This is a genomic window from Burkholderia stabilis (assembly GCF_001742165.1).
Classification (GTDB): Bacteria; Pseudomonadota; Gammaproteobacteria; order Burkholderiales; family Burkholderiaceae; genus Burkholderia; species Burkholderia stabilis.
In genome coordinates, this window is sequence record NZ_CP016444.1 from 72,157 (window position 1) to 89,223 (window position 17,067).

Genomic DNA, 17,067 nt, shown 5'->3' on the forward strand with positions numbered 1-17,067 from the left:
TCCCGCCCCTGCCCGAGCCATCGACATGCACGATACGATCACTTCCTCTCCCGGCCGGCCCGCGTCGCGCGGGCGTCTCGCGATCGCCGGCGCGGGCCTCGCAGGCTCGCTCGCCGCGTGCCTGCTCGCGGCGGGCGGCTGGCGCGTCGACGTCTTCGAGCGACGCGCCGACCCGCGACGCCACGGCGATGCGGGCGGTCGCTCGATCAATCTCGCGCTCGCGGAGCGCGGCATCCACGCGCTGCGCGCCGCACAGCTCGACGTCGAGACGATGCGCCACACCGTCGCGATGCGCGGCCGCATGGTGCACATGCCCGGCGACTTTCCGCACTTGCAGCCGTACGGGCGCGAGCCGGCCGACGTGATCCGCTCGATCCATCGCGGCCGCCTGAACCGGCTCCTGCTCGACGCGGCCGAGCGCGCCGGCGCACGCGTGCATCACGGCTCGGCCGTCGAACACGTCGATTGCGACACTCGCGAGCTGATCCTCACGAACGGGCACCGCGCGGCCTTCGACCTGCTGATCGGCGCGGACGGCGCGGATTCGCGCGTCCGCGCCGCGATGTCACGCACCGTCGATCTCGGCATCGATTGCGAACGGCAACCGCACGGCTACAAGGAGCTGGAAATTCCCGCAGCGCCCGGCGGCGGCTTTCGCATCGAGCCCCATGCGCTTCACCTGTGGCCACGCGGCGGCTACATGTGCATCGCGTTGCCGAATGTCGAAGGCAGCTTCACCACGACGCTGTTCCTGCCGGTCGAGGCAGATGGCGACGCCGGCACGCCGGCCTTCGCGCAACTGCCCGATGGCCGCGCCGCGCGACGGTTGTTCGAGCGGGTGTTCCCCGACCTGTCCGCGCACGTGCCGGCGCTCGAAGCCGATTTCGACGCGCATCCGGTCGGCTCGCTCGCCACGCTGCGGCTGCGACGCTGGCACGCGCACGGGCACACGGTGCTGCTCGGCGACGCGGCGCACGCGATGGTGCCGTTCCACGGCCAGGGAATGAACTGCGCACTGGAGGACGCCGTGGCACTGGTGCGCCAGCTCGACGCGCATCCCGATGACAGGCAGGCCGCGCTCGACGCGTTCGAGGCCGAGCGCCGTCCGAATGCGCTGGCGATCCAGGCGATGGCGCTCGAGAACTACGTCGAGATGCGCGCGCGGGTCGCGACACCCGGATATGCGCTCGAACGCGAACTGTCCGCATGGCTTGCCGAGCATCACCCTGCGCGCTTCGTGCCGCGCTACAGCATGGTGACGTTCCTGCGCGTGCCCTATGCGCTCGCGTACGAACGCGGCAAGATCCAGGCCGACATCCTGCGGGCCGGCACCGCCGGCTGCAACGCGTTCCGGCAGATCGACTTGCACGCGGTCGAGCGCGACCTGTTCGAACGCCTGCCCGAGCTGTCCGCCGCATGAGCGCCGACGCGATCTTGCCCGGCACGGCACGGCTCGCATGGGCAGCGCACTGTCGCCCATTGCCGGCCGGCCGCATGTGCGCCCGGTCCTGACGACCTGGGCGTCGGTCTGTCTGCCGCCTGACCGCCGGCCGCCGGGGCATAGCATTGAACGCGAATGGCCCGGGGCCTGAAAACGGACCCCGGGCCACCAATCGACTACAGGGCCGGGCGCTGCATGCATCACCCGGCACCCCGCATCGCTCAACGCTGCGCGCCCCGCATCAGAACTGATACCCCGCGCCCACGACCGCGCCGAAGTCCGACCGCGTGTTGCCCGTCACCGATGCCTTGACGACCCAGCGGTTGCTCTCCGTCACGTACGAGTAGCCGGCGGCAAAGCCCTGCTGGCCGTGATAGTTCGACGTAGCCGCCGACACCATCGAGCGCCCCGCGCCGGTCGGCTGCGGCAAGCCGGCCACCGCCATCGCCGAGGCCACACCGCCGTACATGTCCTTCTTCAGGTCGTTGAACGAGTTGTACACCTGCCCGATGCGCTGGTCGGTGTAGCCCTTCGCCTGCGTCGAAGCAGCCGAGAGGTTGTCGTTCAACTGCTGCACGTTCACCGCGTCGGTCGGCGCCGTCCCGGCCGCGACGTTCGTGATCTGGCGCTCGCTGCCCTTCGCGCCGACCGAGAACGAATTGTCGCGATCGGCGACGGAGCCCTGGCCGACCGCCACCGCGTTCTTGCCGGTTGCGGTCGCCGTCGACCCGATCGAACCCGCATCGGCCCGCGCGATCCACGTCGTGTTCGCATCGGTCGCCGCCGCACGGACCTTGTCGTTGGCCGCGGCGTTCTGCAGCGCGGTGTTGAATTGGCCCATGTTGACCGCGTCGTTGGCGTTCACGCCCGCCGCGACGCCGGTCAGCACGCGGTCGCCGGCCGTGCCGGAGAAATTCACGCTGGTGCCGCCGGAGTCCTTCCCGACCGTGATCGCGCCGTTCGGGTCCTGCTGCTGCACGAGGCCGGCCTTGCCGTTCGCGATGTTGGTGACGCTCCCCTGCAGGTTCGTGATGTCGGTCGTGTTCTTCGCGACCTGCTGGTTGGTCGCGTAGAGCTGCGAGCCGTTCACCGCATCCGTGCTGGTTGCGCTGAGCGTACCGGCCTGCACGTTGGTGATGCGCGTGCCGCCGGCGCCGCCGAGCGTGATCGAGCTCTTCGAGCTGTCGTCGTACTGCACCGCGAGCGCGCCGAGCTGGTTGAGATTCGACTGCACGGCCTTCAACTGCTTCACGTTCACCGCGTCCGTATCGTCGGTGCCCGCCGCGACGTTCTTGAGCACGACGGCCGCGTTCGTGTCGCCACCGATGAGCGACACCGAGTTCAACCGGTTGCCGCTCGCGTCGACGTCGTACTTGACGACGTTCTTCACGGCCTCGCCGGCCTGGTTCGACACCTGCGAGATCTGCTGCTCGAGCGTGGATTTCACGCCCGACAGCTGCCCGCCGTTCACCGCGTCCGTGCTACCCGCGGCGACGTTGCCGTCGGCCACGTTCGTCAGCTTCGTCGCCGCGCCGCCCCACGCCGCACTGTATGCGCCGAGCTTCGGATCGAACTGCAGCGCGTCCTGTTGCAGCCCGGCGATCGCCGCCGTATTGCCGGCGATGTTCGTCTCGGCGTTGCCGATGCGCGTTTCGTGATTCTCGAGCGTCGTCGTATTGCTGCCGACGCGGCCGTCGAGGTTCGTGAGCGCGTCGCCGACATTGTTGAACGAGCCGCCGCCCACCTTGTAGGCCGGCGCGGTGATCGAGCCGTCCGGATTGGCCGTCGCACCGCCGCCGAGCGCGGCCACGGTGCCGTCGGTCGCGCGGCGCAATTGCGCGCCGTTCACCGCGTCCGTGCTGCCGGCCGCCACGTTGCCTTCCGCGACGTTGGTCAGCCGCACCGGGCTCCCGCCGTTGCCCGCACCGAGCGAAACCTGGCGCTTGCTCGCATCGTCGTACTTCACGGCCAGCGCATCGAGCTGGCTCGTGCCGTCATGAATCGCCGCGGTCAGCTGATCGACGTTGACCGCGTCCGTCCCGCTCTTGCCGGCCGCGACGTTGCTGATGCGTTGCGGGCCGTTGCCGCCGTGGCTCGCATCGTAGGCGCCGAGGCCCGGGTTCCACTGGAGCGCGTCCTGCTGCAGCGCCGCGATGTTGCCCGTGTTCGTCGTCACCTGGTTGCCGAGCGTCGTCACGTTGTTGCTCACGTTCGTGATCGACTGATTGAGCGTGTCGGTCGCCTTGCCGAGCTGCCCCACGTTCACCGCATCGTTCGTTGCGGTGCCGTCCGCGACGTTGTGCAGGCCGACCGGCGCCGGCGCGCCCTTGCCGCCGAGCGTGACGCCGCCGTGCGCGTCGTCGTCGTACTGCACGGCGTTCTTCGTCGCGTTGCCGATCTGGCTGGTGATCGACGTGCTCAGGTTGCCGAGCGTCGTGCTGATGTTGTTCGTCACGCTCGTGCTGAGCGATGCAAGGCCGCCGCTCAGTTGCCCGAGGTTGACGGCGTCGTGCGCGCTCTGGCCGTCGGCGACATTGTGCAATGTCGTGCCGTTCGGGCCGGCGAACGTCACCGAGTCGAACCCGCTCTGGCCGTCGTACTTCACGTTGCGCGTATCGGCCGCCTGCAGGTTGCCGATGTTCGACGACGCCGTGCTCAGCGACGTGTTGATGCCGGACACGCTGTTCTGCAGGTTCGTGATGTTCGACGCCGCCGTCGAGATCGACGTCTGCAGCGGTGCGACGCTGCCCTTCAACTGGCCGACGTTCACCGCGTCGGTATCGGCCACGCCGGCCGCGACGCCGCCGATCGTGGTGCCGCCGGCACCGTCGAGCGCGATCGCCGCATGCGAATCGTCGGTGTATTTCACGACGTTCTTCGTCGCCGAAACGATGCTCGTGCTAAGGCTGTTGCCGACGGTGGTCACGCGCTGGTCGACGTTCGTGATCGACGTCGACAGCGAATTGCCGACCGACGTCACGCGCGCGTCGACGTTGCCGATGCTCGTGCTGAGCGTACCGTTCACGTTCTTCAGCTGCTGCACGTTGACGGCGTCCGTATCGGCCGCGCCAGCCGCGACGTTCTTGAGCTGGCGCTCTTTGCCGACAGCCCCGAACGACACCGCGCCGCCGACCGGCGCGGCCGTGCCGCCGAACACGGGCGTGCCGCCATTGTTCGCGCCGACGCTGCCCGACCCGATCGCGATCTGGTTGTTGTCGTTCGTCTGCGCGCCCGCGCCGATCGCCACCGACTGCGTGCCGCCGGCGCGCGTCTGCGTGGCCGCGTCGTACGCGGCGCCGTTCGATACGCCGTCGCTGGACGTCGGGTTCGCGCCGCCGATCGCCACCGAGCGATCGCCGCTCGCCAGCGCCGAGTGGCCGAGTGCGATCGAACTCGTGCCGTGCGCATCCGCGACGTTGCCGAGCGCCATCGAGAAATCGCCGACCGCCGCCGACTGGCGGCCGATCGCGAGCGCCGTATTGCCCTGCGCGAGCGCCACCGTGCCGATCGCCGTCGCCGAGTTCGCCAGTGCCTGCGAGCCGACCCCGATCGCAATCGAACCGCCGGTGCTGGCGCCGCCGCCATTGCTGCTCGCATTCGATTGATCGCCGATCGCGATGCCGCTGGTGCCGGCCTTCGCGTTCGTGCCCATCGTGACGTTCGCGTTGCTCACCGCGACGTAACTCCCGCTCTTCGTTGCCACGCAAAGCGGGTTCGTCCCGTCGATGCACTGCCCGTTCAGCGCGTTGTCCGGGTTGCCGCGATCGACGAAATTGTCCGCGTGTGCGGCTCCCGCGATCAGGACACCCGCGCCCGTGAACATGGCGGCGACGAGCGCCGAAATCTGATTCCTCTTCATGGTCTTCTGCTCCGTTGTGTAGCGTCTGGTTTGAATACGGACTGCTTACTTTTATTGACAGCTTCGACTTCGATTGCGACTCCGGCTCGGAACGGTTTTCGACGCCGTGCCTGGCCATGTCGAACGCGACATGCAACGGCCGCGCGTTTCGACAGGCGTTCAAAGGCCACGGGCATGCCGTTCTTTTGACGACCCGTTCCGTTAATTCGACTGATACGACTTGACCATTAGGGATGCATATTTTTGTTTATGGACGAGTTCCTCCCCGACTGAATCCGGAGATTCAACCCGCCGTTATAAACATCCCGAATTTGATGTCGCGCTGCCCGCGACCCATCCTGCTTCTTTTATTTCATCTCCCGTGACCGGATTTTCGTTTCCGGGCGGCAGACGTTCGATGGACATCCATCAATTGATGAATCAGGCATCGACCCACGCAACGCCCGTTACATCCCGCTGCGCCGGCCGCGGGCTTGACACACCCGCATCCAAAGTTCGGACGAATTATGAGACACGATCTCCGATAATTGAAGGCAGCATTGTTTATAGATTGTAAAATTCAATGAATTCAAATGGTTATGTGAAAATTTACTCATTCGCAAACGATTCCACGCTCACGCCAATAATGAAAATGTTTTTTGCGACGGATAAAGGCTTTGCTGGAGCGGATTTAAATCAAATCAGGGTAAACACGACCCTGTCAAAATCAGACAGATTTCGCAAGCACATGCCGGGCACAAATGAATCCGCCACGCATTGACAGAAATCAATTCGGCGCCGCAGCGGTCGTGCGCTGCATCTCATGACAAAAATGCGGAAAACGAAATGAGATGAATAGACGCCCATCATCTGGCGAGAATCAAAATATGCTTCTACAATTCCGCTCGCGGCGATACCGGCAGTCGAGACCATTTCCGGCGCAGCAGCGGAAACGCTTCACGGCTTTACCGGCCAGGTGATCAAAACAACGAACGCCGGGTATTACACCGACCTGTTGCCCGCCACGCGATCCGGCGAAATTCGAATGTCGATGCGAGCGCACGATGCATTCGTGCGTCGTCATGGCGCGGCTTCCGGCGATTATCCCGAACCGTGTCCGGCCGCCCGCCAGAACGCAGCCAGCAGCCTTTCCCGAACAGGTGCACGATGCCTCCACCAATCTCAGCATTGAGCGATGCCCATATCCTGATCGTCGACGATCAGCCCGACCAGTTGCGCCTGCTGATCGACATCCTGCGCAGCACGGGGTGCCGGATCAGCATCGCGTTCGACGGGATGCAAGCGTGTCAGCGCGCACAGGCGCTTTCGCCGGACCTGATCCTGATGGATGTCCGCATGCCGCGCATGGACGGTTTCACCGCCTGCCGGCTGCTTGCCGCCGATCCGCTCACCTGCGCGATTCCGGTCATCTTCCTGACCGTCGCCGGCGCCTTGCACGAACGCCTCGAGGGGCTCGAAATCGGCGGCGTCGATTACGTGGTGAAACCGTTCGAACCGGAGGAAGTGCTCGCGCGGATTCGCATCCAGCTCGCGCGAACGAAGCGCGAACAACCCGTCGATACGAAAAATACGGAAAACCCGTTCGCGGCCGGCAAGGACGACGACATCATCGTTCGCGCGGCCATCCGTCACCTGTCGCGGACGCTGAGCAATCCGCCGACGATGGAGCAATTGGCGCGCGCGGTCGGTACGCACGAAAAGCGGCTGTCGCGCGCGTTTCGCGACAATCTCGGGCAGACGGTGTTCGAGTATCTGCGGCACGAACGGCTGCGGATCGCGCAGGATCTGCTGGATTCGACGTCGCTCAGCATCGCCAGCATCGCGAAAGAGATCGGTTTTTCCACGCCGGCGAATTTCGCGACCGCATTCCGCGAACGTTTCGGCATCACGCCGACCGAGTGGCGGCGCCAGCGCCACGCGCGCGGTCGCGCCCCTGCCCGGGAACCGCAATGCGACGCGTAGACCGCCCCCGGCATGACCGTGATTACCAGTTGTATTTCGCGCTGGCCAGCACGGTCCGCTCGTTGCCGAACACGCAGACGGCATACGACTGGCAGCCGCTGACGTAACGCCGGTCGAACAGGTTCGCGACGTTCAACGCAAAGCGCCAGTGCCGCATCTCGTAGTGCATCGCCAGGTCGACCAGCGTCACGCTCGGCACCGTCAGCGAATTGTCGGGCGCGCCGGCCGACGCGCTCTGGTAGCGCACGCCGCCGCCGATCCCGAGGCCCGACAGCACGCCCGCGTGCCAGGTCCAGTCGGCCCACATCGACGCCATCTGCCGCGGCAGCGGCACGGCGACCGGCCAGTGGTTCAGCGACGCGTCGTTCGCCTTCACGTTCCTGACGTCCTGATAGACATACGACGCGACGATCGACAGCTCGCGGGTCAGCTTGCCGAGCGCGCTCAGCTCGATGCCGCGCGAGCGTACCTCGCCGGTCTGCACGGACGTCGTGCCGGTCGGGTCGAGATTGACCGGCGTCGGCGTCACGACGTTGGTCTGGTTGATCTGGTACACGGCCGCGTTGAGCATCAGGTTTCGCCCGGGCGGCTGCCAGCGCAGTCCGGCCTCCGTCTGCGTGCCGCGCGTCGGCTTCGGCAGGCCGCCGCCGAACATCCGCACGCCGATGACCGGATCGAACGACGTCGAATAACTCACGTACGGCGACAACCCGGCGTCGCCCTGATAGGTGAGCCCGACGCGCCCGGAGAACGCACTGACGTCCTGCTGCGCCTGCGTGCCGGCCGTGCGATCGTCGAATCGCGCATTGACCCGATCCTCACGGCCGCCGAGCGTCAGCGTCCAGCGCCGCCACCGGATCTGGTCCTGCGCGTACGCGCCGAACGCATTCATCGCCGTGTATTGATCGACGTGGCCGAGCGACGTCGGGCCGGAGAAAATCGCGGCCGTGACGGGCCGGTAGACCGGGTTGTACAGGTTCAGCGACGGCGCCAGTGCGAGCCACACGCTGTTGGTGGTCGTCTGGCGGTCGAATTGCAGGCCGAACAGCAGCGTATGTTCGAGCGGCCCCGTACCGAAGCGCGCCTGCGCGTGGTTGTCGATAGCGAGGCGGCTGTAGTTGAGCTGGAACAGCCCCGCGAAACGCATCATGTTCGTCGTGCTGCGGGGTGCAAGGCCGTTACCGAACACCGTCGCGTCGTCGAGCGACAGGCGCGACCAGCGCACGTCCTGATGCAGCGTCCAGATCGCATTCACGCGATGCTCCAGCGTGTAGCCGAGCGACCATTGCTTCTTCCGGTAGTCGTTGAACGACGGGTCGCCCATGTAGATGTCCTGCGACAGGCGGCCGTTCGGGTTCGGCAACACCGTGCCCTGCGCGGGCAGGAAGTTCGACGAGATATCGCCGCTGTCCTGCAGGAACGACGCGGAGAGCGTCAGCGACGTGTCGGCGTTCGGCCGCCAGCGAAACGACGGCGCGAGCGCGACGCGCCGGTCGCCGTTCGGGCCGGTCACCGCATTGCCGTCGCGCGCCACGCCGACGAAGCGGTACGCATACCGGCCGTCCGGGTCGAGCCGGTCGCCGACGTCGAGCATGAACTGCTTGCGCGCGTCGTTGCCGATCTCCACGCCGGCTTCGCGCACGCGCTCGCCGTCGGCGAGCTTCGTGTGCGCATCGACGATCGCACCGGGTTCGCCCGCGCCGTACAGCACCGACGTCGGCCCGCGCAGCACCGCGATCGAGTCGATCGTGTACGGGTCCACCCGCCAGTTCGCGATGACGGCCGTATTCGGCGCGGGCACGCCGTCGACGTACAGGGTCGGCGTGAAGCCGCGCAGCGCCGCATACCAGTCGGTCCGGCTGTCGGCGCCGAACGTCGCGAAACCGGGCACGTAGCGCAGCGCCTGGTTCAGGTCGGCCGCACCGGTCATCTCGATCTGCTGCGCGGTCACGATATTGATCGTCTGCGGGATCTCGGCCACCGGCGTGTCGGTCTTCGTACCGGCCGCGGTGCGCAACCCGACCAGCCCGGCGGACGATCCGTCGGCCCGCCCTTTCACACCGATCGCCGGCAGCACGGCCACCGCCGTGTCTGCCTGCGGCATCGCCGCGTTCGATGCCTGCGCGTGCGCGCCGCCCGCTGCGGCCGCGCACAGCGCGCCCCCGGCAGCGATCGCCCTTGCGCGTCGCGCCGCACCTGTCCCCGTTGCCATCGTTCCATGCTCCGTCGTGCTGTCGGCCGCCCGGCCCGATCGAGGCGCGGTGCGTCGCGGGCGTTCGTCCCGCGCTGTCGTAACTGACTTGTTTGCGATATGGATTGCGCGCGAGTCGGTCCGTACCGGCCAGTTGCATCGTTCGCGAGCGCAGCGATGATACCGGTCGAACGTGGCGCGGTCTTTAAAAAAGTGACCGGCACGCGCCGGCGAGAGATTCCCCGGGCATGGGCGGCCGGGACGCGTCGGATACGGAGGGTGTTCGGTGCATGGCGTCGAACCCGTGCCACTCGTCATCGACGGCCGGAGCCGGTCGTCGCGACAGCCGGTCAGGCCGGCAAGCGCGATATCGATCCCCGCATCGAACCTGCCCGGGCTCGCGTCGTGGCATGGCGCGCAGTACGTCGGCGAGGTCGCGGCGGGCTCGCGCCGAAACGACGCCGCCGCCGGATGGCCCGGCGGCGGTGTCTCGCATGGTTAGCAGTAGGGGGCAACCGATCAGGCGGTGGACTACGGCTTTTTCCATGACCGACCATGGGTCCAGGTTGCCTTGACGCCGCTATGGTCGATCTGTCTCGCGGCGCCGCCTGGGGAGGGAGCCTCCATGAAGCCTGTTGCCGTGCCGGCCGGCGGATGTTGCGGGCCGGCACGCGATACCGTTATCGCCGTTCGCGGCGCGACGCTTGCGTGCCGCTCACTGCGAGATGCCGACGAACGTCGGGAGCAGCACGCGATAGACGTGAATCATCGCCGGCCCGAGCAGCACGAGCATCAGCGCGGGAAAGATGCAGAAGATCAGCGGGAACAGCAGTTTCAACGCGATCTTCGCCGCGCGTTCCTCGGCGCGCATGCGCCGCCGCGTGCGCAGCATGTCCGACAGCACGCGCAGCGATTCGCTGATGCTCGTGCCGAACCGGTCGGCCTGGATCAGCATCGCGCAGAACGACTCGATATCCTCGACGCCGGTGCGCAGCGCGAGATTGCGCAGCGCCGTCTCCTTCGTGAAGCCGGAGCGCATCTCGAGCAGCAGCAGGTCGAGCTCGCTCGCGACCACCTCGCTGCGAAACCGCAGTTCCTCGCTCACCTTCATCAGCGCCGCGTCGAGCCCGAGCCCCGCTTCGACGCACACCGTCAACAGGTCGAGCGCGTCGGGGAAATCCTCGAAGATCTTCAACTGCCGCACCTTGACCCGCTGCGACAGCACGATGTTCGGGATGTAGTAGCCGATGCCGGCGAGCATGACGAGGATGGCCGACAGCAGCACCCGCTCGTCCCCGAGCTCGGTCGGGATCAACGCCAGCAGCGCCACGCACGGCAACCCGAGCGCGAGCACCGTCTTCGCGGTGAAATACAGCGCCGCCGCGCTCTGCTCGCGCCATCCGGCATTCATGAGCCGGATGCGCAGCGGGGAATTCTCCCAGCCGTCCTTCGGCACCGACAGCTTCGAGATCGGGCTGGACAGTTCCACCAGCTTCGCGACCCACTGCGACGCCAGGCCGTCGCCGTCGCCCGTGCCCGCGACGGCGCCCGTGCCCGCACCGGCGCCGCCGGCCTGCTGGAGCCGGCGCTGGATGCTGCGCGGCGCGAACAACAGCATCGCGACGAGCACCCCGCCGGCCACGAAGATGAACAAGCCGCCCAGTATCACGGCCTGGACTACGCTCAGGTTTTGCATGACAACCTCGCAACGGTTCGTGATTCGATTTGCGCGTCAGACGCGGATCCGGACGATACGGCGGATCCAGAACAGGCCGAAAGCCATCGACACCAGCATCGAGCCGACCATCCTGATCCCGGCCGGATCCTCCCAGAGCACGGACAGGAACTCGCGGTTCAGCAGCGCCATCACCGCCGCGGTGCCGAACGGCAGCAGCCCGAGAATCCACGCGGACAGCCGCCCTTCCGCCGACAGCACGCGCACCTTGTCGAACAGCTTGAAGCGTTCGCGGATCAGCCCGGCGATGCTGTCGAGCAGCTCGGCCAGGTTGCCGCCCGTCTCGCGCTGGATCAGCACCGCGATCACGAAGTAGCGCAGGTCCTGCACCGGCACGCGCGTCGCGAGGTTCATCAGCGCATCGTGCAGCGACACGCCGTAGTTGACCTCGTCGAACGTGATCCGGAACTCGCCGCCCATCGGGTCGGGAAACTCGTCGCCGACCATCCCGAGCGTGCTCGTGAACGAGTGCCCGGAGCGCAGCGCGCGCGCGATCATGTCGCAGATGTCCGGCAACTGCCGCTCGAGCTTGCGCATCCGGCGCGCCCGGCAGCGCATCACGTACATCATCGGCAGGCACCCGGTGAACAGCGCGACCGGCAACACGGCGAGCTGCGGCAGCGTGACGACGCTGAGCGCGAGCCACGTGAGCACCGGCAGCGCCGTGCTGAACACGATCAGCTTCGGCAGCGTCCAGTCGAGGCCGGACTGCTGGATCATGAGATCGAGCGTGTGCACGCGCGGCACGCGCAGCAGCATGCGGTCGAACGGCTTCGAGTCGTCGAGCATCCGCTTCTTGAGGATCGACAGCCGCTCCTGCTGCACGTTGCCGCCGGCCGACATCGCGCGAATGCGCGATTCGATCCGGCGCGCGGCGGAGCCGTGCCGCGCGTTCCACCATTGATAGGCGCCTTCGATCGTCAGCACCACCGCGACGAAGGTGAGAATCACAAAGGCATAAAAGATCGTGTTCATGAAGCCTCCCCGAAGGCAAGCGGCGACAGGCCGTCAGTTCGTCTCGTAACGCTGGGACGGGTCGTAGAGCGAATCCGGCAGGTTGATGCCGAACGCCTGCAGCCGCTCGACGAACTTCGGCCGCACGCCGGTCGCGCAGAAGTAGCCGCGCACCGTGCCGTCGCGGTCCACACCCGTGCGCTTGAACGTGAAGATCTCCTGCATGTTGATGATGTCGCCTTCCATCCCGGTCAGCTCCTGGATGCTGACGATCTTGCGCTTGCCGTCGGTGAGCCGCGCCGCCTGCACGACCACCGAGATCGCCGACGCGATCTGCTGGCGCATCGTCTTCGGCGGCAGCGACAGGCCGGAGACGCTGATCATGTTCTCGAGCCGCGTCAGCGCGTCGCGCGGCGTGTTCGCATGGATCGTCGCGAGCGAGCCTTCGTGGCCGGTGTTCATCGCGTTGAGCATGTCGAGCGCTTCGGCGCCGCGCACTTCGCCGAGGATGATCCGGTCCGGCCGCATCCGCAGCGCGTTGCGCACCAACGTGCGCTGCGTGATCTCGCCCTTGCCCTCAATGTTCGGCGGGCGCGTCTCGAGCCGCAGCACGTGCGGCTGCTGGAGCTGCAGCTCGGCGGCGTCCTCGATCGTCACGATCCGCTCGTTGCGCGGAATGTAGCCGGACAGGATGTTGAGCAGCGTCGTCTTGCCGCTGCCGGTGCCGCCCGACACCAGCACGTTCACCTTGGCGCGCGACAGCGCGTCGAGCAGTTCCGCCATCGGCGGCGTCAGGCTGTGGAAGCGCGTCAGGTCGTCCATCTTCAGCGGATTGACCGCGAAGCGCCGGATCGACATCAGCGGCCCGTCGATCGCCGACGGCGGGATGATCGCGTTCACGCGCGAGCCGTCCGGCAGCCGCGCATCGACCATCGGGCTCGACTCGTCGATGCGGCGCCCGACGCGCGACACGATCTTCTCGATCACCTTCATCAGGTGCGCGTCGTCGTAGAACGTCACGTCGGTCAGTTCGAGCTGGCCGCAGCGCTCGACGTAGACCTGCCGGTACGTGTTCACGAGGATGTCGGAGATGCCGGGGTCGCGCAGCAGCGCTTCGAGCGGGCCGAAACCGAACATCTCGTCGTACACGTCGATCGCGAGCTGGCGCCGCTCGATGTCGTTCGCGGGCATCCGCTCATCGTCGAGGATGCGCGAGATCAGCGCGGCGATCTCCTGCCGGACCTGATCCTGCGGCAACCGCGACAGCCGCTCCAGCTCGACGCGATCGAGCACGGCCAGGTGAATTTCGCGGCGCAGCTTCTGGTACGCGTCGCGTACCGACGAATGCGCCGGGCCGGCCGGTTCGTTGCCCGCCGTCAGCGGCTGCGTCCGGTGCAAGGACATCTGTTCGCGCAGTGACATGATGGATTCCCCGAAAGACTTACATGGACTTGAGCTTCGGCGTGACCTTGCGGCCGAAGAGCCTGGAGATCAACGGTTCGCCGCGCGCCGCGCCATGCCCGGCCCGCACTTCCCCGTCGACGAGCTGTTTCGCGCAGCCCTGCAGCGCGCGCGCGACCGCCGTGCTGCGTGCGAGCCGCGACACCGGGTGCCCCTGGTTGATCGCCTCGAGCACGGTTTCGGCATCGTCGGGAATCGTGCAGGCGGCCTGCAGGCCGAGCACTTCCTCGAGCGCGGTGCGGGTCCGGTCGCTCGCGCGCGTCGCGCGGTTCACGACGAGGCGCATCTGGTCGGTCGAGTACCCGAGCGATACGAGAATCTCCAGCAGCCGGCGGCCGGCGCGCACGTGCGGCATCGCGGGCTGCAGCACGATCTGGATCTGGTCGCTGCGATCGAGCGCGACCATCGACAGCGGATTGATGCCGACGCCGACGTCGAAGATCACGAAGTCGTAGCGCGGCGCGGCAACGCCGAGAATCCACTCGAGCGCGTCCTCGCGCATCTCGGCCGCCTTGACCGGGTCGCCCGCGCCCGCGAGCACGTGGAAGTTCTCGGTCACGTGCGCGACGCTCGCGTCGAGAAACGCGCTGTCGAGCCGCTCGATCTGCGCGCACAGTTGCGGCAGCGTCGACGGCGGGGTTTCGTCGCTGACGAGGAACGCCGCGTCGGCGAACTGCTGGTTCAGGTCGATCAGCAGCACGCGGCGCTTGAAACCCTCGGCGATCTCAAACGCGACGTTGCTGGCGACGACGCTCGTGCCGGCCCCGCCCTTGCACGACATGAACGACACGATCCGCGTGTCGTCGGTGTCGCAGCGCGTGCTTTGCGCGGCGGCGCGCTCGAGCGCGCTGCCGAGCGCCTTCGGATCGATCGGCCATTGCAGCACGTCGCGCGCACCCGCGCGCATCGCCTCCAGCAACACGTGCGGCGACGCGTCCGCCGTCACGAGGATGCAGGTCAGGCCCGCGTGCGCGCGGCAGATCCGCTCGATCGCCGACAGCTCGGACGGGTCGAGCGACGTGCCGTCGACCAGCAGGATGTCGAACGCGTCGAGCCCGTCGGTGCGATGCTCGATCTGCGACGGGCGGCCGGTCGCGCGCGTCGCGCGATAGTGTCCGCAGTCGGCCACGAGGCGCGCGATCTGCGTCAGCCGCGCGGTATCGTCGGAAGCTACGAGGATGTTGATCATGTCGTGTGCCTCGTCTGTTCGATTAATTGCAGGCGGAGCCGCCGGTCGCGGAAGTCAGGCTTTCGCGCGGCAGCGTCGTCGTGAACGGCGGCATCTTGAGCGTGACGTTCACGAACGGGATCATCGTCTTGACCGTGACGTTCGTGACGCTCACGGTCACGAACGCGCACGAGGTCACGTCGCAGCTCGCCGGCGAGTAGCTCACCGCCACGTTCGCGCTCGACAGCAGCGGCATCAGCGCCGTCACGCGCTTCGCGACGCCGGCGGCGTTCACGTCGCAGACCACCGCCGTGCGCGCGCCGAGGCGCACGGCCTCGCTCGCGGTGTTCCAGTAGAACAGCACGCGGCCGAACTCGAAGATGCCGATCAGCAGCATGACCAGCACCGACGCGATGAGCCCGAACTCGACGATCGCCGAGCCGCGCTGGGCGCGCCGGCGTGACAGGGGGAAATGGCGCGCGCTCATGACACTTGCCTCATCACGGTGATGATGTTGCCGAAGGTGATCGACGGCAGCCCCGGGTACGCGGGGATCGGCTGGTACTTGTAGCCCTTGATCTTCACTTCGACGACGTTGATGGCGCCCGTCGCCGTGCCGCTCGCCGCGTTGTTGTTCGCGTCGTAGGTCGGCAAGTTCGAGAACTGCGCCGGGTCCGATGCGTCGCTGCAACCGGTCGTGTGCGACGCGTCGCAGATGGTCACCATCGACGTCGTGAGCCCGGGCACCAGCTCGGTGCCGGCCGAGCCGCAGGTCGTGCTGCCGTAGACGACGAGACACTGCGCCGCCGTCACCGGATACGCGCTGTCGGTCGGCAGCCAGATCGACAGGTAGCGCGCCGCGTCGCGGGTCGCCTTGGTCAGCGTCTCGTACTGGTAGATCGCGCGGCCGAACTCGGCGACGCCGGTCGCCAGCAGGATCATCGGCATCAGCACGAGCGCGAACTCGACGGCGACGACGCCACGGGTGCGCGAACGGCGAAACGGAAGCCTTTTCATGGTCGCCTCTCCCTATTGAACGAGCATCGGCACCTGGACCCCGGACGCGCTGCCGTCGCCGGGCAAGCCGTGCGTCGCGCACGGGTTGTTGCCGGAGACGGACGACCCGAGGTATTCGAGGTGGGCTATCACGTTGCCGCTGCCGGGGCTGAACGGCAACGGATCGAGCATCAGTACGCAATCCCATTGCGTGACGTGCAGCTTGTGGCTGCTTCCCTGCAGCGTCGAGCAGTCGCCTTCCGGCGCGAGCGCGACACGGCGGTCGCCGCCATAGGTCTGGTAGTTGCTCGCCGTCGCGGTGCCGTTGGTGGCGATCCCGCTGCCCGACGGCGGCGTGCCGTCGCCCTGGTACGACTTGAAGGTGGTGCGGTCGGTCACGAACTGCGTGTACGCGTCGCCCTTGATGCCCGCCGTTCCGGGCGGCCCGTAGTTCGGGCCGACGTACGCGTAGCCGGTGAAGTCGGGCTGGCCGCTGGACCCGTTCGAGCCGTTCGTATAGATGCCGAAGCGCGTGTTCCAGGCGCGCAGCGACGCCGATTTCAGGCCGGTGCTGCCGAGATCGGGCGGGCTCGTGATGTTGCAGGTGTTGCCCGACAGCTCGCTCGCGATGGTCGGCTCGTTCGTCGAGCCGTCGAGCGCCGCCCAGCCGAAGTTGCCGGGCCCGTAGGACGAACCCGACGGCGACGTGATCCAGTCGCCGACCTTGTAGGGCGACGCGCCCGACGCACGGCACACGAACACCGGAATCGCGCAGGCCGTCTGCCCGCCGCCGACCGTCGCGATCGCGCTGGCCGACACTTCGGCCGCGCTCGCGAGCTTCGTGCCCGGCAGCACGTTCAGCACTTCGATGAACCAGTGCGCGATGTTGCTCAGCGTCGCCGTGCACTGCACGTACTTCATGTTCGCCGGCGTCGTGACCGAGTTCTTCGCCAGGAACGGGTTGGTCAGCGAATCGCTGAACGTGACGTTCGCATTCGTCAGCATCTGCACCGACTTGTTCTGGAAGAACACGAAGTTGAGGTGGCCGGCGGCGATGCCGTCCGCCTCGGCGACGGACAGGCTGATCGCCGACGTCAGGTCGCGCGCGGCCGACAGCGCGCAGGCATCGGCGCTGTTCTGCAGTTCGCTGCGCGTGACGTACAGCTTGCCGAGGTCCAGCGCGAGACCGACGAACCCGATCATCACCGCCAGTGCGAGACCGACGATGATCGCGACGGCGCCGCGCTGGCGATGCATGCCGCGACGCGTGACTTTCGGATAGCGAGCTGCGCTGGACATG

11 protein-coding genes are annotated in these 17,067 nt (G+C 67.2%); 2 read left to right on the plus strand and 9 right to left on the minus strand.

What is annotated here, in order from left to right:
- Window positions 1-25 precede the first annotated feature (25 nt).
- Window positions 26-1,420 (plus strand): FAD-dependent oxidoreductase, encoded by a 1,395-nt coding sequence (locus BBJ41_RS32970; RefSeq protein ID WP_069750543.1) that lies wholly within the window; start codon window positions 26-28, stop codon window positions 1,418-1,420.
- A 262-nt stretch (window positions 1,421-1,682) separates the two neighbouring features.
- On the opposite strand, the gene BBJ41_RS32975 is transcribed toward BBJ41_RS32970, so the two are convergent.
- On the minus strand, window positions 1,683-5,300 hold the full coding sequence (locus tag BBJ41_RS32975; protein WP_069750544.1) for a YadA-like family protein: 3,618 nt from the start codon (window positions 5,298-5,300) through the stop codon (window positions 1,683-1,685).
- Window positions 5,301-6,446: 1,146 nt separating this feature from the next.
- On the opposite strand from BBJ41_RS32975, the gene BBJ41_RS32980 reads away from it, so the two are divergent.
- Entirely contained in the window at window positions 6,447-7,262 is an 816-nt protein-coding gene (locus BBJ41_RS32980; RefSeq protein WP_069750545.1) for a response regulator transcription factor, read from the plus strand.
- A gap of 22 nt (window positions 7,263-7,284) precedes the next feature.
- On the opposite strand, the gene BBJ41_RS32985 is transcribed toward BBJ41_RS32980, so the two are convergent.
- The 8 genes from BBJ41_RS32985 to BBJ41_RS33025 form a co-directional block, all read right to left on the minus strand.
- Complete coding sequence (locus BBJ41_RS32985; RefSeq protein WP_069750546.1) at window positions 7,285-9,474, minus strand: TonB-dependent siderophore receptor; 2,190 nt, start codon at window positions 9,472-9,474, stop codon at window positions 7,285-7,287.
- Between the two features lie 694 nt (window positions 9,475-10,168).
- Complete coding sequence (locus BBJ41_RS32995; RefSeq protein WP_069750548.1) at window positions 10,169-11,149, minus strand: type II secretion system F family protein; 981 nt, start codon at window positions 11,147-11,149, stop codon at window positions 10,169-10,171.
- Window positions 11,150-11,185: 36 nt separating this feature from the next.
- On the minus strand, window positions 11,186-12,163 hold the full coding sequence (locus BBJ41_RS33000) for a type II secretion system F family protein (RefSeq protein ID WP_069750549.1): 978 nt from the start codon (window positions 12,161-12,163) through the stop codon (window positions 11,186-11,188).
- 33 nt (window positions 12,164-12,196) lie between these two features.
- Window positions 12,197-13,564 carry a CpaF family protein gene (locus BBJ41_RS33005; protein ID WP_069750550.1) on the minus strand — a complete coding sequence of 456 codons (1,368 nt, stop codon included), beginning with the start codon at window positions 13,562-13,564 and terminating at the stop codon, window positions 12,197-12,199.
- 19 nt (window positions 13,565-13,583) lie between these two features.
- Window positions 13,584-14,792 carry a CpaE/TadZ family protein gene (locus BBJ41_RS33010; RefSeq protein ID WP_069750551.1) on the minus strand — a complete coding sequence of 403 codons (1,209 nt, stop codon included), beginning with the start codon at window positions 14,790-14,792 and terminating at the stop codon, window positions 13,584-13,586.
- A 22-nt stretch (window positions 14,793-14,814) separates the two neighbouring features.
- A complete protein-coding gene (locus tag BBJ41_RS33015) occupies window positions 14,815-15,258 on the minus strand; it encodes a TadE/TadG family type IV pilus assembly protein (RefSeq protein WP_069750552.1) in 444 nt (147 codons plus the stop codon).
- Window positions 15,255-15,788, minus strand: coding sequence for a TadE/TadG family type IV pilus assembly protein (locus BBJ41_RS33020; protein WP_069750553.1), 534 nt, complete (start codon window positions 15,786-15,788; stop codon window positions 15,255-15,257). Before BBJ41_RS33020 ends, BBJ41_RS33015 begins: the two co-directional genes overlap by 4 nt.
- 12 nt (window positions 15,789-15,800) lie before the next feature.
- Complete coding sequence (locus BBJ41_RS33025) at window positions 15,801-17,066, minus strand: pilus assembly protein TadG-related protein (RefSeq protein WP_069750554.1); 1,266 nt, start codon at window positions 17,064-17,066, stop codon at window positions 15,801-15,803.
- Between the last annotated feature and the right edge of the window lies 1 nt (window position 17,067).

Bases quoted from the DNA above. Each gene is read 5' to 3' on its own strand.
- BBJ41_RS32970 (WP_069750543.1), top strand. From the start codon at position 26: ATGCACGATACGATCACTTCCTCTCCCGGCCGGCCCGCGTCGCGCGGG.
- BBJ41_RS32975 (WP_069750544.1), bottom strand. From the start codon at position 5,300: ATGAAGAGGAATCAGATTTCGGCGCTCGTCGCCGCCATGTTCACGGGC.
- BBJ41_RS32980 (WP_069750545.1), top strand. From the start codon at position 6,447: ATGCCTCCACCAATCTCAGCATTGAGCGATGCCCATATCCTGATCGTC.
- BBJ41_RS32985 (WP_069750546.1), bottom strand. From the start codon at position 9,474: ATGGCAACGGGGACAGGTGCGGCGCGACGCGCAAGGGCGATCGCTGCC.
- BBJ41_RS32995 (WP_069750548.1), bottom strand. From the start codon at position 11,149: ATGCAAAACCTGAGCGTAGTCCAGGCCGTGATACTGGGCGGCTTGTTC.
- BBJ41_RS33000 (WP_069750549.1), bottom strand. From the start codon at position 12,163: ATGAACACGATCTTTTATGCCTTTGTGATTCTCACCTTCGTCGCGGTG.
- BBJ41_RS33005 (WP_069750550.1), bottom strand. From the start codon at position 13,564: ATGTCACTGCGCGAACAGATGTCCTTGCACCGGACGCAGCCGCTGACG.
- BBJ41_RS33010 (WP_069750551.1), bottom strand. From the start codon at position 14,792: ATGATCAACATCCTCGTAGCTTCCGACGATACCGCGCGGCTGACGCAG.
- BBJ41_RS33015 (WP_069750552.1), bottom strand. From the start codon at position 15,258: ATGAGCGCGCGCCATTTCCCCCTGTCACGCCGGCGCGCCCAGCGCGGC.
- BBJ41_RS33020 (WP_069750553.1), bottom strand. From the start codon at position 15,788: ATGAAAAGGCTTCCGTTTCGCCGTTCGCGCACCCGTGGCGTCGTCGCC.
- BBJ41_RS33025 (WP_069750554.1), bottom strand. From the start codon at position 17,066: ATGTCCAGCGCAGCTCGCTATCCGAAAGTCACGCGTCGCGGCATGCAT.